The sequence below is a fragment of the Mycoplana ramosa genome (assembly GCF_041930185.1).
GTDB classification, from domain to species: Bacteria; Pseudomonadota; Alphaproteobacteria; order Rhizobiales; family Rhizobiaceae; genus Mycoplana; species Mycoplana ramosa.
Genome location: NZ_JBHEEW010000002.1, coordinates 299,993 through 314,998, shown reverse-complemented (window position 1 = coordinate 314,998; position 15,006 = coordinate 299,993). Strand labels below are relative to the sequence as shown.

General features: G+C 62.6%; 15 protein-coding genes. 13 read left to right on the top strand and 2 right to left on the bottom strand.

From position 1 onward, the window contains the following. The first annotated feature begins 91 nt into the window (after positions 1–91). The 8 genes from JNC62_RS04005 to JNC62_RS03970 all read left to right on the top strand — a co-directional run bounded on the left by JNC62_RS04005 (position 92) and on the right by JNC62_RS03970 (position 9,550). Entirely contained in the window at positions 92–1,729 is a 1,638-nt protein-coding gene (locus JNC62_RS04005) for an ABC transporter substrate-binding protein (protein ID WP_374836177.1), read from the top strand. 64 nt (positions 1,730–1,793) lie between these two features. Next, a complete protein-coding gene (locus JNC62_RS04000; RefSeq protein WP_374836175.1) occupies positions 1,794–2,813 on the top strand; it encodes an ABC transporter ATP-binding protein in 1,020 nt (339 codons plus the stop codon). Beyond that, the gene (locus tag JNC62_RS03995; protein WP_374836173.1) at positions 2,810–3,808 is read left to right on the top strand and encodes an ABC transporter ATP-binding protein; all 999 of its coding nucleotides are present in this window, start codon (positions 2,810–2,812) and stop codon (positions 3,806–3,808) included. Before JNC62_RS04000 ends, JNC62_RS03995 begins: the two co-directional genes overlap by 4 nt. Continuing rightward, complete coding sequence (locus JNC62_RS03990; protein WP_374836171.1) at positions 3,808–4,737, top strand: ABC transporter permease; 930 nt, start codon at positions 3,808–3,810, stop codon at positions 4,735–4,737. Before JNC62_RS03995 ends, JNC62_RS03990 begins: the two co-directional genes overlap by 1 nt. 8 nt (positions 4,738–4,745) lie before the next feature. Further along, positions 4,746–5,615, top strand: coding sequence for an ABC transporter permease (locus JNC62_RS03985; protein WP_374836170.1), 870 nt, complete (start codon positions 4,746–4,748; stop codon positions 5,613–5,615). Positions 5,616–5,666: 51 nt separating this feature from the next. Continuing rightward, positions 5,667–6,422, top strand: a complete 756-nt coding sequence (locus JNC62_RS03980; protein ID WP_374836168.1) for a glycerophosphodiester phosphodiesterase family protein — start codon at positions 5,667–5,669, stop codon at positions 6,420–6,422. Between the two features lie 655 nt (positions 6,423–7,077). Beyond that, on the top strand, positions 7,078–7,776 hold the full coding sequence (locus JNC62_RS03975; protein ID WP_445482859.1) for a spermidine synthase: 699 nt from the start codon (positions 7,078–7,080) through the stop codon (positions 7,774–7,776). A gap of 76 nt (positions 7,777–7,852) precedes the next feature. Continuing rightward, on the top strand, positions 7,853–9,550 hold the full coding sequence (locus tag JNC62_RS03970; protein WP_374836165.1) for an FMN-binding glutamate synthase family protein: 1,698 nt from the start codon (positions 7,853–7,855) through the stop codon (positions 9,548–9,550). Between the two features lie 187 nt (positions 9,551–9,737). Here the strand turns inward: JNC62_RS03970 and JNC62_RS03965 are convergent, their stop codons facing one another. Continuing rightward, the gene (locus tag JNC62_RS03965) at positions 9,738–10,013 is read right to left on the bottom strand and encodes a hypothetical protein (protein ID WP_374836163.1); all 276 of its coding nucleotides are present in this window, start codon (positions 10,011–10,013) and stop codon (positions 9,738–9,740) included. Between JNC62_RS03965 and JNC62_RS03960 the strand changes: the two genes are divergently transcribed. Then, entirely contained in the window at positions 10,012–11,136 is a 1,125-nt protein-coding gene (locus JNC62_RS03960; protein WP_374836161.1) for a site-2 protease family protein, read from the top strand. The genes JNC62_RS03965 and JNC62_RS03960 overlap by 2 nt on opposite strands. A gap of 153 nt (positions 11,137–11,289) precedes the next feature. On the opposite strand, the gene JNC62_RS03955 is transcribed toward JNC62_RS03960, so the two are convergent. Continuing rightward, the gene (locus JNC62_RS03955; protein WP_374836159.1) at positions 11,290–11,703 is read right to left on the bottom strand and encodes an Lrp/AsnC family transcriptional regulator; all 414 of its coding nucleotides are present in this window, start codon (positions 11,701–11,703) and stop codon (positions 11,290–11,292) included. Positions 11,704–11,947: 244 nt separating this feature from the next. Between JNC62_RS03955 and JNC62_RS03950 the strand changes: the two genes are divergently transcribed. The 4 genes from JNC62_RS03950 (at position 11,948) to JNC62_RS03935 (ending at position 14,993) form a co-directional block, all read left to right on the top strand. Further along, positions 11,948–12,721 carry a transporter substrate-binding domain-containing protein gene (locus JNC62_RS03950; protein WP_374836157.1) on the top strand — a complete coding sequence of 258 codons (774 nt, stop codon included), beginning with the start codon at positions 11,948–11,950 and terminating at the stop codon, positions 12,719–12,721. 195 nt (positions 12,722–12,916) lie between these two features. Continuing rightward, positions 12,917–13,579 (top strand): amino acid ABC transporter permease, encoded by a 663-nt coding sequence (locus tag JNC62_RS03945; RefSeq protein ID WP_374836155.1) that lies wholly within the window; start codon positions 12,917–12,919, stop codon positions 13,577–13,579. After that, the gene (locus tag JNC62_RS03940; protein WP_374836154.1) at positions 13,576–14,232 is read left to right on the top strand and encodes an amino acid ABC transporter permease; all 657 of its coding nucleotides are present in this window, start codon (positions 13,576–13,578) and stop codon (positions 14,230–14,232) included. Before JNC62_RS03945 ends, JNC62_RS03940 begins: the two co-directional genes overlap by 4 nt. Continuing rightward, a complete protein-coding gene (locus JNC62_RS03935; protein ID WP_374836152.1) occupies positions 14,229–14,993 on the top strand; it encodes an amino acid ABC transporter ATP-binding protein in 765 nt (254 codons plus the stop codon). The genes JNC62_RS03940 and JNC62_RS03935 overlap by 4 nt, the downstream gene beginning before the upstream one ends. The last annotated feature ends 13 nt before the right edge of the window (positions 14,994–15,006 follow it).

Genomic DNA, 15,006 nt, shown 5'->3' with positions numbered 1-15,006 from the left:
GGACCGTCAAAAGCACGCCTCCCGGAGCGACCTGAAAGCGGTTGCGGCCAATATTGGACCGCTGAGACGAAGTGATACAAGGAGAACGCCCATGGTTTTGTTGACCCGCCGCCACGCGCTCGGCCTCGCGGCCGGCAGTGCCGCCACACTGATTCTTCCCCGCTTCTCGATCGCTCAGGCGGACAATCGCCCCTCGATCACGGTCGCCGTGCAGAAGATCACCAACAACGGCACGCTGGACACCCTTTTCGAACAGTCGAACGTCGGAGAACGCGTGTTCTTCTCGCATCTGTGGGAAGGGCTGATCGGGCGCGACTGGCTCGGTGCGCAGGGTCTGCTGCCGGGGCTTGCCAGCGAATGGAAGCGCATCGATGACAAGACGCTCGAACTGACATTGCGCGAGGGTGTGAAGTTCCACAACGGCGACGAACTGACCGCCGAGGACGTGGCCTTTTCCTTCAGCGCCGAGCGCATGTTCGGCGATACGCAGCCGGCCTCCGGCAAGACGATCGACGTCAAGGTGCAGACGGTCGCTGCCGGCCGTACCACCAAGGAACTGCCGCCGATCGTTCCGGCCGTCGGCCGCCGCATCTGGCCGTCGTTGCTCGGCGTCGAAGTCGTCGACAAGCGCACCGTCCGCTTCCACAACGGCACGCCCGACGTGACCATGGAAGGCCGTATCTTCCGCTTCGGCAGCCAGATCATGAACCGGCGCGCCTGGGACGAAGCTGCCACCTATCTCGACTGGGCGAAGAAGCCGATCACCACCGGCCCGTACATGGTTGCGGACTTCAAGCCGGACGTCTCGCTGACGCTGGTTGCCCATGACGAGTACTGGGGCGGTCGCCCGCCGCTCAAGGAAATCCGCTTCGTCGAGGTTCCGGAGGTTTCCTCCCGCGTCAACGGGCTCCTGTCCGGCGAATACCAGTTCGCTTGCGACATCCCGCCGGACCAGATCGAGGGCATCGAAGCCAACAGCGCCTTCGAGGTAACCGGTTCGACGATCCTCAATCACCGCATCACCGCCTACGACATGCACCATCCGCAGCTCGCCAATCCGCTGGTGCGCCGCGCGCTCAGCCATGCCATCGACCGGCAGGCGATCGTCGATGCGCTCTGGGGCGGTCGCACTCGCGTGCCGCAGGGCCTGCAGTGGGACTTCTATGGCGACATGTTCCAGGCCGACTGGCAGGTGCCGGAATACAATCCGGAACTGGCGCGCGAACTGCTGAAGCAGGCCAATTACAAGGGCGATGCGATCCCCTATCGGGTGCTCAACAACTACTACACCAACCAGGTCGCGACCGCGCAGGTGCAGGTGGAGATGTGGAAGCAGGCCGGCATCAACGTCGAGATCCAGATGAAGGAGAATTGGGCGCAGGTGAACGAGCGCAACGACACCCGCGGCATGCGCGGCTGGTCGAACTCGGCAAGCTTCAACGACCCGGTCTCCTCGATCGTCACCCAGCACGGCCCGAACGGCGAGCAGCAGCAGCTCGGCGAGTGGACCAACAAGGAAGCCAACGAGATGGCGGTGATCCTGGAAACGAGCACCGACAAGGACCTGCGCCGCAAGGCCTTCCGCCGCATGCTGGAGATTTGCGAGCGTGAAGACCCCGCCTACGACGTGCTGCACCAGAACGCCACCTTCACCGCCAAGCCGAAGTCGATCAAGTGGAAGGCCGCATCTGCCTTCGCCATGGACTTCCGCCAGGGCAACTGGGGCTGATCCAAGCCGATAGCAAAGCTGCGCCCGATACGCCGGGCGCAGCCGCCTTTGCCGGTCACCGAGAATGGGGGGCATGATGCCGCTGGTCGAAATCACCAATCTGAGGGTCGCCTTCGACGGCGTCGACGTACTGCACGGAATTGACCTTTCGATCGGGAAGGGCGAGGCGGTCGGGCTGGTTGGCGAATCCGGATGCGGAAAATCCGTCACCTGGCTTGCAGCCCTCGGGCTGCTGCCGAAGAAGGCGGGCGTATCGGGGCGGGTCCTGCTCGGCGGCGACAACCTGATCGGTGCGCCGGCACGCCAGCTTGAAGCCGTGCGTGGCAAGCGGATCGCCATGATCTTTCAGGACCCCTCCAGTTCCCTCAACCCGGTCATCCGCGTCGGCCGGCAAATCGAGGAATCGATCCGGTTGCATCGGGGGCTGACCGGACAGGCTGCGCGTGCCGAAGCGCGCAGGTTGCTCGACCTCGTCGGCATTCCCGATGCGGCCCGTCGCCTCGACAGCTTTCCGCATGAATTCTCCGGCGGCCAGAACCAGCGGCTGATGATCGCCATAGCACTGGCCGGCCAGCCGGACCTGCTCATCGCCGACGAGCCGACGACGGCGCTAGATGCGACGATCCAGGCGCAGATTCTCGAGCTGCTCGGCGAGGTGCGGGCCGAGACCGGCATGGCGATCGTCTTCATCAGCCACGATCTCGGCGCGGTGTCGCAGATCTGCGAGCGCGTATGCGTGATGTATGCCGGCCGCATCGTCGAGACCTGTCCGACCGAGAGCCTGTTCCGCAACCCGCGCCATCCCTATACGCGCGGCCTGTTCGACGCCATCCCGCGGCTTGACGGCAGCCGCGAACGGCTCGTTCCGATCGAAGGGACAGTGCCGGACCCGTCGCGCCTGCCCGCGGGTTGCGCCTTCTCCGCGCGCTGCGTCCGAGCCGGCGATGAATGCCGCTCGTCCCGGCCACCGCTTACGGCCGTCGAACCGGGGCGAAGCGTGGCCTGTTTCGATCCCATCGAGCCGGCCACGATCCGGAACTACCACCGGGATGCCCATAACCTGCCCGAACTGCAGCTGGCATGAGGACGCCCCTTCTCGCTGCCAGCAACCTGGCGAAGATCTATGTTTCACGGCGCGGCCTCTTCGCGCCCCCGACGCAGGTGCGTGCCGTCGACGGCGTCTCGCTGTCGCTCGCCAAGGGTACCACGCTCGGGATCGTCGGCGAATCCGGCTCGGGGAAATCGACGACCGGGCGCCTGCTGCTCGGCCTGGAAACACCGACAACTGGTCATGCCAGCTTTGCCGGTGAGCCAATGCCGCGGGAGAAGACGCCGCAATGGCGCGATCTCAGGAAGCGCATGCAGCTGGTCTATCAGGATCCGCTTGCGGCCCTCGATCGCCGGCTTCCGGTCGGCCGCCAGATCGGCGAGCCGCTGGATATCCACGCGCTCGGCTCGCAGCAGGAGCGCATTGCGCGCGTGCGCGAGTTGATGGATGCCGTCGGCCTCCGGCCGGACCAGGCCGACCGCTATCCGCACGAATTGTCCGGTGGCCAGCGTCAGCGCGTGGTGATCGCGCGTGCGATTGCCTGTGGTCCCGAGCTTCTGGTTTGCGACGAACCGGTATCGGCGCTGGACGTCTCCATCCAGGCGCAGGTCGTCAACCTGCTGCGCGACCTGCAGGAGAAGCGCGCGATTGCCATGGTCTTCATCAGTCACGACCTGAAGGTGGTCCGCAACATCTCCGACCGGGTCGCGGTCATGTATCTCGGCCGCATCGTCGAGGAGGGGGCCTCCGAGGAGATCTTTCGCAAGCCCCTGCATCCCTACACGCAGGCTCTGGTCTCCAGCATTCCCGTGCCCGGCACGGCACTGAAGGATCGCATCGTTCTGCACGGCGAGCCGCCGAATCCGGCCGCGCGGCCGGCCGGTTGCGCCTTCCATCCGCGCTGCCGCTTCGCAACGGCCCAATGCAGAGCGCAGAACCCGGAACTCCTTGACGCCGGCAGCGATCGCAAGGTCGCCTGCCATCTTCTGGGTCCGGCAAACGTGACGCAACGGGCGGCAGAGGTGTATTGATGCTGCGTTACTTGTTTGTCAGGATCCTGCGCGCGCTGGTGACCATAACGCTGGTTGCGACCTTTGCCTTCATCGTGCTGCGCCTCTCGGGCGACCCGGCGATGATCATCCTTGGGCCGGATGCGCCGATGCAGGCGGTCGAGAACTTCCGCAAGGCCTGGGGTCTCGATCAGCCGATCTGGGTGCAGTACGTTGCCTATGTCGGCGCGATTTTCGAGGGCGATCTCGGGGTCTCGATGCGCGACGGGCGCTCGGCGGTCGAACTCGTCGGCGAGCGCATTCCGGCCACATTGGCGCTGACCATCCCCGCCCTCTTGATCAAGCTCCTGATCGGTATTCCCGCCGGTGTCTACGCTGCCCTGAACCGCGACAGCTTCATCGATCGCGCCGTCATGGTCACCGCCATCATCGGCTTCACCATGCCGAGCTTCGTGATCGGCCTCATCCTCGTGCTCGTCTTCTCGGTGATCCTCGGCTGGCTGCCTTCGGGGGGGCAGGATGGCTGGATGCACGCAATCCTGCCGATTTCGACCATGGGCATCGGTGGTGCTGCGATTCTTGCACGCTTTACCCGCAGTGCGATGATCGAGATCCTCGGCCAACCCTATATCCGTACGGCCAGCGCCAAAGGGGTCAGCTGGGCGCGGGTGGTGCGCGGCCATGCGTTGCCGAATGCGGCAATCCCGATCGTCACCATCGTCGGGTTCATGGTCGGAACGCTGGTTGCCGGTGCCGTCGTCGTCGAATCCGTCTTTTCCTGGCCGGGGGTCGGGCGGCTGCTCGTCATCGCCGTCTCGAACCGTGATCTCGCCGTCGTGCAGTGCATCCTGCTTCTGGTCGCCGCCACGATGGTGGTTTCCAATCTCGTTGTCGACGTCCTTTACGGATATCTGGACCCGCGCCTGCGCGACGGTCGCGCCAAAGCCTGAGCAGAACAATGACCGATCTTTCCGTTTCTTCTCCCGGGGCCAGTGCGATCAGTCGCAGGAAAAAGCGCCGCGCGGTGCCTGTGCTGGTCGTCTTCGCGATCGTCTGGATCGGGCTGATGGTTGCCGTGGCGCTGCTTGCCGACGTCATCAGACCCTATGAAATCACCGCCTATGACCTTTCAAACCGGCTCTCCCCGCCCGGCAACCCGTCGCATCTGCTCGGAACCGACGAACTCGGCCGCGATGCGCTCTCGCGCCTGATCGAATCAATCCGCGTCTCGCTGCTGATCGCCCTCGGCGCCTCGATCATCTCGGCGGTGTTCGGCACACTTCTCGGCTTTCTCGCGGCCAGTTTCCGTGGCGCAGTCGAACAGCTCGTGCTGATGCTGGCGGATTTCCAGGCGGCGCTGCCCTTCCTCATCCTCTCACTGTCAGTGCTGGCGTTCTTCGGCAACTCGCTCTGGCTGCTGACCTGCCTGATGGGCCTGTATGGCTGGGAGCGCTATGCCCGCATCGCACGCGGTCTGGCGATTTCGGCAAGCTCCCAGGGCTATGCCGCCGCCGTCGTCCAACTGGGAGCAACCCCGTCACGCGTCTACATCCGTCACATCCTGCCGAACATCGCCTCGACGCTGATCGTGTCCATGACGCTGACCTTTCCGGAAATCATCCTGCTCGAAAGCAGTCTGTCGTTTCTCGGCCTGGGCGTGCAGCCGCCGATGACGAGCCTTGGCAACATGGTCGGTTACGGTCGCGAGTATCTGACGCGCGCGCCGTGGATCATGCTGGCGCCGGCCTTCGTCATCATGCTGACGACCCTCAGCATCAGCATCCTCGGCGACTGGCTGCGCGACAAGCTCGACCCGACGGTTCGCTGACTCTCTGGCGCGCGGCAGGCGCTGCCGCCCATCTCCTCAAAGGACAAGATCATGACGATAATCGTCGGGCATCGCGGCGCCCGCAACCTGTGGCCGGAAAACTCGCTCTCTGGATTCCGCAAGACGGCCGCGCTTGGGATCGAAGCCGTGGAATTCGACATTCATCTCACCCATTCGGGCGAGGTTGTCGTTCTGCACGATGCGACCCTCGATCGCACGACCCACGCAACCGGCGACGTGGCGGAGCTGACTCCGCAAACGCGGCGCGAGACGATGCTGCGCGACAGTCTCGACGATTGCGTTCCCTTGCTCGAGGAGGTTCTCGAGGTCTTCCGTCCGACACCCATGGAGCTGCATATCGAGCTGAAGAACACGGTCTGCGGTGACCGCTACGAGGGACTTGCGGCGCGCACCGTCGCCGCGGTTCGCGAGGCCGGCATGGAGGACCGCTGCATCCTGACCGGTTTTATGCCGGCGGTCCTTGAGGAATTGCGTTCGCTGGCACCGGACATACGACGACTGGCCTCGATGAATACCCAATCGGCGCTGATGCTCGGTGGTTTGACGCCGGCGATCCGCCGACTGGCCGCCCTTGCCGATATTGTCGCGGTGGAGAAGGACCTGCTCGCAAATGGGTGGGACAGGATCCTTTCGGAACTGCCGCTGGAGCGGCTCTGCCCCTGGGTTGCCAATACAGAGACCGAACTGCACTACTGGCTGGCGAAGGGAACCCGCCAGTTGACCAGCGACAGGCCCGATCTGGCGTTGGCCGTTCGCGTAGAGGGGCGCGCAAAGCCATCGACTTGATGGCTGGGACGAGCCGAGGACTGCCGTAAAAGGCCGGCTTCGATCCGTGCTCCAAGACCGACTTGCGCGTGGTCCGGACGAGCGCGGCGCCGTCATGGCCAATCATCCACGAAAATGCTATTGGTCCGGCTGCCATTGAACAGCCCTTTTCGCGGACCATATAGGCAGCATGTGCTTGGAGACATTCGTCAGGATATCGAGGCTCGCCGGGGAAGCACGCGACTTTTCCCGGGGCGGGGCCTTCTGAACCAGACGCCGCACGCTTCTACCGCTCCGGGATCCTCATAATCATTTGCGGTTCGTTCTCTTGCAGCGCGCCGGCGCCGCACGGACTATTGGGCCTGTCGATGGGTGTATCTCCCGCCAACCAGATCTGCACTTCCTGTCATGACGTCCATCCTGCGCGGCTCAACGTGATCCGGGGGGCGGGGCATCTTTTGGCCATTTTGAAGCGGGCGGACGCGCCGGCCGACGACCGGACGCGCCGATCCATGGCGCCGACCGGCTCCTCCATCTTCGCATTCCAGAACGGCGCAACCGCCGGCCATGCTTTGGGGTTGCTGCGGCTTTAGTCGAGCCGGGCAACCCGAATTTCCGACACCCTGAAGCGTAGTATGAGGCTGCAAGGCAGTCTGAACAATTGTTAGGAATGGCCGTGACCCTTTGGACCGAACTGGCACGCGCCAGCAACGCTGCTGGCGACGAGATCATCCTGCGTACACGAAACGAACTGTTTGAGATCCGCTATAACGGGTTGGAACTGATGTCGAACCTCAGCCACCAATCCGAAGACATCCTCGCCAAGCGCTCGCTGAGGCTGCACGGCGCGCCGGCGCGCCGGATTTTCATCGGCGGTCTTGGGATGGGCTTCACTTTGAGGACGGCCCTCCGGCACCTGGAGCCGGATGCAGAGATTGTCGTGTGCGAACTGATTCCCGAGATCGTCGAATGGAACCGAACCCACCTTGGCCATCTTGCGGACCATCCGCTGCGAGACCCCCGTGTCAAGGTCCGGATCGGTGACGCGATGGAGTTGCTGGGGAAAGAGCGTGAACCCTTCGACGTCATCCTGATGGACACCGACAATGGACCCGACTTCACGGTGCGCACGCCGAACGAAGCAATCTATCAAAGCGCCGGGATCGGGCAGATCAAGCAGGCCCTGAAGCCAGCGGGCATCGGCGCATTCTGGTCCGCCACCAGTTCGCCTGCGTTCGAGCAGGAGCTCAACAAGGCCGCCTGGCACTGGAGACGCGACGAAGTGTCCCTGATCAGCGGACGAGTCGACGCATTTCATTATATTTACTTCGCCAGCCAAAGCGCCGCCAAGGTTGGCTTTCTGCAGGCGGGATAAGACAATTTGACGAGCGTGCCGCTGCGTTGTAGCAGCGGCACGCCGGACTGGTGATGAGGTTGCCAGATCCCGACTGATGTCGATAGAGAATTTGATTTTCCAAGGGTTCCCAACCGTGAGAATTTTCTCAACGTACCAGCGCTACGCCATCTTTGCTTCTGTGGTGCTCCTTGCGCTTGCCTCGATCATCGCGGCAAGTCTCTACAGCCCATGGATGTGGATCTTCGCCGGAGTGTTCGTGGCGCTGACACTTGTCGGCCTGCGCGACATTCGACAGCACAGACACGCAATTCTGCGCAATTATCCCATCATCGGACATATGCGCTTCATCTTGGAGAGCTTTCGTCCCGAGCTGCGCCAATATCTGCTGGAAAGCGATCGGGACGAGGAGCCATTCAGCCGGCAGGATCGTGGTCTAGTCTATCAGCGCGCCAAGGGTGTCGAGGACAAGCGACCCTTCGGCACGATCGAGAACGTCTACGGTTCCGGCTATGCATGGTTGACCCACTCTGCCGCGCCGACGGAGATCAAAACGACCGACTTCCGGGTCAGGATCGGCGGGTCTGCATGCAAGCAGCCCTACGATGCCAGCCTCTACAACATATCGGCGATGAGCTTCGGTTCGCTGTCGGCGAATGCGATCCTCGCCCTGAACCTGGGTGCGAAGAAGGGCGGATTCGCACACGACACGGGTGAGGGCAGCATCAGCCGTTACCATCGACAGGGTGGCGGCGACCTGATTTACCAGGTCGCATCCGGCTACTTCGGCTGCCGCAACGACGACGGCACCTTCTCGCCTGAGAGGTTTGCCGAACTGGCCGCCGATCCGCAGATCAAGATGATCGAGATCAAGCTTAGCCAGGGGGCCAAGCCCGGCCATGGCGGCATGTTGCCGGCTTCAAAGATTTCAGAGGAGATTGCGGAGGCCCGTGGTATTCCGATGGGGGTCGACTGCATTTCCCCCGCGGCGCACAGCACATTCTCGACGCCGATCGGCCTGATGGAGTTTGTCGGCCAACTGCGGGACTTGTCCGGGGGCAAGCCAGTCGGCATCAAGCTCTGCATCGGCCATCGCCGCGAGTTTCTGAGCATGGTGAAAGCGATGCTGAAGACCGGCATCATCCCTGATTTCATCGTGGTCGACGGCAAGGAGGGGGGGACCGGCGCGGCACCGGTGGAGTTTGCCAACCGTGTCGGCATGCCGATGCTGGAGGGCCTGACGTTCGTGCACAATGCCCTGCGTGGTGCGGGAATCCGGCACGAAGTCAAGATCGGTGCCGCCGGCAAGATCATCTCCGCCTTCGACATCGCCCGAACGCTCGCCCTGGGAGCGGACTGGTGCAATTCGGCCCGCGGCTTCATGTTCGCGGTGGGCTGCATCCAGGCCCAGTCCTGCCACACCAACCATTGTCCGGTTGGCATCGCCACGCAGGACAAGTTGCGCCAGAAAGCGATCCACGTCGGCGACAAGAGCGACCGCGTCGCCCGTTTTCATCGCAACACGATGAAAGCATTGGGCGAGATCGCCGGCGCGGCCGGGCTCAGCAATCCGAGCGACTTCATGCCCTACCACTTCATGTTCAGGCAAAAGGACAACGAGTTCCTGGATGGGAATGAAGCCTATCCCTATCTGCCCGAGGGCTTCCTGCTCGCGGAAGAGGAAATCGAAAGCCTCGCTGACTGGCACAGCCGCTGGGACCGGGCTTCGGCGGACACGTTCGCCCCGCCCGAAATCCCGCACGGGCCATTTACGGTGCGCAAACGTGTTGCCTGAGGGCTGGCCGCGGACTGCTCCGGCTCTCCATGAACCTGGGTTCAGGACCGGGATATTTCGATAGGGTTCGAAGGGCCGCATTGGTCCTGCGAATGCGCAAATGCCTTCAGCGTCCAGCGCCGCTGTCCCCGCGCTGGACATCCCGTTCGCGCCCGCGCCACCTCCGAGCAGCGTCGAAACTCTGCGCCTACGGAAATTGTCTGCAGCAGGTTTCGGCGCGCGCTAGAATGGCGCGCGCGACAAACAGGCCGAGGAATAGCTGCGACCCCGCCAGCCGACCGGCGCGCGGGTTGATTTGACGGCAAGCTCGGGTGACGCCACACTTGAATTCGCTGTGCGTGGCGTTCCAGCCGCGCTTTAGCTCTTCGAGCTTTCGCTGTCTGCCGAAACCTGTTCTCTTTTCGGCCGACCGGTGTGGCGCGAGCGGGGCCGCGACGCCGCTGCAAAAACGGGTGAAAACCATGGAATGGTCCGTAAAACTTGGAACTGTCGGCGGCACTGCCATTCGCATGCACATGACGTTCCTGTTGTTGCTGGTCTGGATCTGGCTGATGCATTACCGGATCGGCGGAGCACCGGCCGCCTGGGAAGGCATGGCCTTTGTCGTTTGCGTTTTCGCATGCGTCGTGCTGCACGAGTTCGGTCACATTGCCGTCGCGCGGCGGTTCGGGATAAGGACGCCCGATATCATCCTGTTGCCCATCGGCGGCGTGGCGCGACTGGAGCGCATGCCGACCAAGCCGTTCGAGGAGCTTCTGATCGCCGTTGCGGGTCCTCTCGTCAACGTGGTGATTGCCGCCGTGCTCGTCGCGGGTATCGGCGGCACAGTCGGATGGGCTGAATTGGTCACGCCGCAGGACCCCGGCGTCAATTTCCTGGTCCGGCTCGCCGGCGTCAATGTCTTCCTCGTCCTGTTCAACATGATACCGGCCTTTCCCATGGATGGTGGCCGCGTGCTGCGGGCAGTCCTGGCGATGCGCTGGTCCTGGGGACGCGCCACAAGGGTTGCTGCAAAAATCGGCCAAGGGGTCGCCTTCGCGATGGGGATCGTCGGACTGTTCTACAATCCGCTGCTTATTCTGATCGCGGTCTTCGTCTATCTCGCGGCGCAGGCAGAAGCGCAAGGCAGCGATCTTGAGGCGATCTCCGGTCAGGTCGCCGTCGGGGATGTCATGGTGACCAAGTTCGCCGTGCTCGAGCCATCGGCGCGCATCGACGATGCGGTCGAGCTTCTGCTTGCGACGAGTCAGAACGAGTTCCCGATCGTCGGTGAGGACGGCACGTTCGACGGGCTGCTGACGCGCGACGGCATCATCGGTGCCATGAAGGAGGGGCGGGCGCACGCATCGGTGCGCAATGCGATGCGCACCGACATCCCGATGATTGCCAGGGACACGGCGATCAATGACAGCCTCCGCATCATGCAGGCTGCGAACTCATCCGCCGCTGCGGTCGTCGATCGGGACAAGCGCCTCGTCGGCCTGATGAACCTCGAGACGATCGGTGAATTGCTGATGCTGCGCGCGGCGGCCGAGGACTTCCGCTTTGATACCCTGCGCCGGCATCGGACCAGACCGGAAGGTTGAGGCGGAAGGAACACCGACAGAGCTTTCGCGGTCCAGCCGTTTCGCGTCTCACGCACCAGCTTGCCTGGGTGCGATGGCTCGGCAGACGGACGCGCCAGCGCCGCGCCGCGCGCCACGCCGAAAGTGGGCCAGTGAAGCCTGACCTCACCCAAATCAGGCCGGCCCCAGCATGATAAAAGTCTCGCTCTTTGAAACGCCACCCGTGGCCCTGACCGTCGATATCAGTTCGTTCAGTTCCGACATCGTCGAGACTTCGATCTCGGCGATCATATCCCAGACGCCGTTGGTATTGGACAATGATGCCACCCCGGGAAGGCGCTTGATCGCGGAAATGGCCTGCCGCGGCGGACCAACCATCTCGATCAGTATAAAGGCCCTGATCAGGTCCTTGCTGATGTCGTCTTTCAGACGAACCGTGAACCCCTTGATGTCCCCGTCCGCCACAAGGCGATCCAGCCGCTTCTGAGCGGTGGCCCGCGCCACGCCCAGAATTTGCGCAAGCTGCGGAACGGATGCCCTGCCGTTGACCCGAAGTTCAGCAATCAGTCTCCGGTCCAGATCGTCCACCGAAACTTCCTATTTCGTCAAAGAGAATTACGATTTAGGCACGGTATGGCATTTTGCAGCACTTTGCATTCTTTTTTGTTCGCGCTGCTCGTACTAGGACTCCCCGGGTTCGATCAGCGGTGGCCGCAAAAAAGCGGGACGACGAATAACCACGCCACGCGCTGTGTCGATCGGTCCGAGCAATTCGCATTCTCGTCAACGCGCCGGTCCGCAGCGACGGATCATTCAATGGGAGATGAACTCAATGAGACTGAATCGTGTATTTTCCGCTCTCGTCGTTGCCGCGACGATCTGCTTGCCGTTTACAGCGGCTCAGGCTGACGACCTGCAGCAGGTCGAAAAGGCAGGAAAGCTGTCGGTTGCGCTTTCAGGTGCGTTTCCTCCCTTCAGCTTCGTCGATGAGAACAACCAGGCTGTCGGTTTCGATGTCGATATCGGTACCGAGATTGCCAAGCGTCTGAAGGTCGAAGCAAACATCGTTACAACCGCTTGGGACGGCATCATCGCCGGTCTCGTTACCGGTCGCTACGATACGATTATCGGCTCGATGAGCATCACCGAAGAGCGCAAGAAGGCTGTCGACTTCGTCGGCCCCTATTACCGCTCGGGCCTTGCGGTGTTTGTCAAGAAGGGCGCCGCAGTCAAGACGGTCGATGAACTCCACGGCAAGACCGTCGGCGTCACCCTCGGGGAGGCGGCCGAAAAATGGGCCCGCGATCAGAATGCCTTCGAGATCCGCACCTACAAAGGCTTGCCGGAAATGCTCCTTGATCTCGGTGCAGGGCGCGTCGATGCCGTCGTTGCCGATGACGTGCCGGTCTTCGTGGCCATTGCCAAGAGCGAGGCGCCGGTCGAGCAGGTGAAGGACGACCGGATGCCGCGCTACGACATCGGCATCGCCATCCGCAAGGGCAATCCGGAACTCGCCGCCGCCATGCAAAAGGCGCTGGATGAAATGATGGCTGACGGCACCTATGAGGCCATCTCGAACAAGTGGATCGGCCAGGACATCCGTTAAGCATGGAGACCGGGAGGCGCCAGCCTCCCGGCGCATCATTTTCTTCTGCAGTTGCACGTACGGAATCCAGCGGCGGCTGTGCGTGCACGGCGTCGCCGGGTTCCCCACTCCTGAGCGAACTACAGCCTAAATGCGGGCGATGCAGCCCGGCCGTGACGCTGCCCAACGCCAGGAGTCTAGTCCGAAGGGACCGGGATGGATTTTCAACTTATCGGGCAGATCGTGCCCTTCATTGCCGAGGCGTCATTGGTGACGGTCGCGCTCACGGCCTGTTCGCTGGCTATCGGGTTGGCGATTGCAACACTCGTTGTGGTTTGGCGTTTCTCCAGAGTTCGGCCGGTACGCTGGCTGGCGACGTTCTATGTCAGCATCATGCGCGGCACTCCGCTGCTGGTGCAGCTTTTCATCGTCTATTTCGGCGGACCGCAGTTCGGTCTCGAGCTCACGCCATTCATGGCTGGCGTGCTGACGATGGGCTTCAACATCGGTGCTTATATGTCGGAAGGCATAAAGGGCGCGATCGTTGCCGTCGACCGGGGGCAGAGCGAAGCCTCGCGCTCCCTTGGCTTTGGCCGCTTTGATACGTTGCGGTTCTTCGTCCTGCCGCAAGCGGCGCCGTTGATGATCCGCTCGCTCGGCGTCAATACGGTGATCCTCTCCAAGAGCACCGCGCTGGTTTCGACGATCGGCGTGGTCGAGCTGACCTATTCAGCCCAGCGCTTCGTAACCTCGACCTACAAGCCCTTCGAGGTGTTTGCGGTCGCTGGTGCTGCCTACATCGCGATCATTGCGGTGATCGCCATCATCGTGCGCGGGGTCGAGCGGGTCTTTGATGTCGGCAAAGAGACAAACGCATGACCCTCGATTTCAGTGTCGTTCCCTCCTACGCGCATATTCTCGCCACCGGCCTGGCTTGGACGGTTCTGATAACCGTGCTGGCAGGTGCTCTCAGCGTGATCCTCGGTGTCGCCATCGCGCTCGCCACGCTCCACGGCCCTGCCATCCTGAGCCTGCCCGTCCGGGGAGTGGTCTTCCTGTTCATGGGGACGCCGCTGCTGCTGCAGCTCTACCTGCTCTACTACGGACTGTCCCAGGTCGGCGTCATGCTGCCGGCCTTCTGGACCGGTGTGGTCGGTCTTGGTCTGCACTATGCCGCCTATAACGCGGATATCTTCCGTGCAGCCCTCAAGGCCGTCGACCCCGGCCAGGCCGAGGCCGCACGCTCGCTTGGCTTTGGCCGCGGCTCCACGCTGCGGTACTTCATCTTGCCGCAGGCCGTGCTGACGGCGTTGCCGCAAGTCGGCAACAACAGCATCATCCTCCTGAAGGACACCGCTGTGGTCTCGGTTCTCGGCATTACCGAACTGGTGCTGAACGCCCAACGAGCCATCAGCGAAACGTACCGCCCCTTCGAGTTCTATTTCACCGCGGCCTTGCTCTATTATGTCGTCAATCTGGCGATGGAATTTGTGCTCGGCATCGCCGCCCGGAAAGCGGAAGCCATCCGATGACCTCACAGATACCCATGATTGAATTGCGCCAGATCCGCAAATCCTACGGCAGCCTTGAAGTGCTCAAAGGCATCGACCTCAGCGTTGGCCGCGGCAAGATCGTCTCCATCATCGGTCCAAGCGGCTCGGGCAAGAGCACCCTGTTGCGCTCGATCAATATGCTCGAAGAGACCTCCTCCGGCGAAATCTGGCTCGATGGCCAGCAGGTCAACCGTCCCCTCAAGGGGCGCGCCTTCGAGAAGCACATCAACCATATCCGCCAGGAAATGGGCATGGTCTTCCAGCAGTTTAACCTGTTTCCGCACCTGACTGTGCTGCAGAACATCATGATCGGGCCGATGCGGCTGAAGGGGCTGTCGAAGGCTGCCGCGCTCGACCGAGCCAATGCGCTGCTCGCCAAGGTCGGACTGGAGAACAAGGGCGATGCCTATCCAGCCCGCCTGTCGGGCGGGCAGAAGCAACGCGTCGCCATCGCCCGGGCTCTGGCAATGCAGCCGAAGGTTATGTTGTTCGACGAGGCGACTTCTGCACTCGATCCGGAACTGGTCGACGAAGTCAATCTGGTGATGAAGCAGCTCGCCGCCGAGCATATGACGATGCTGATTGTCACCCACGAGATGCGGTTCGCGGCCGAGGTTTCCGACCACGTCCTGTTCATGGATGGCGGCGTGGTGGTCGAGCAGGGTGCTCCAGGTCAGGTCCTGTCCGACCCTGTCGAAGAGCGGACGCGCGCCTTCCTTCGAACGCACCTGTCGAACTGAACGGAACAGTATG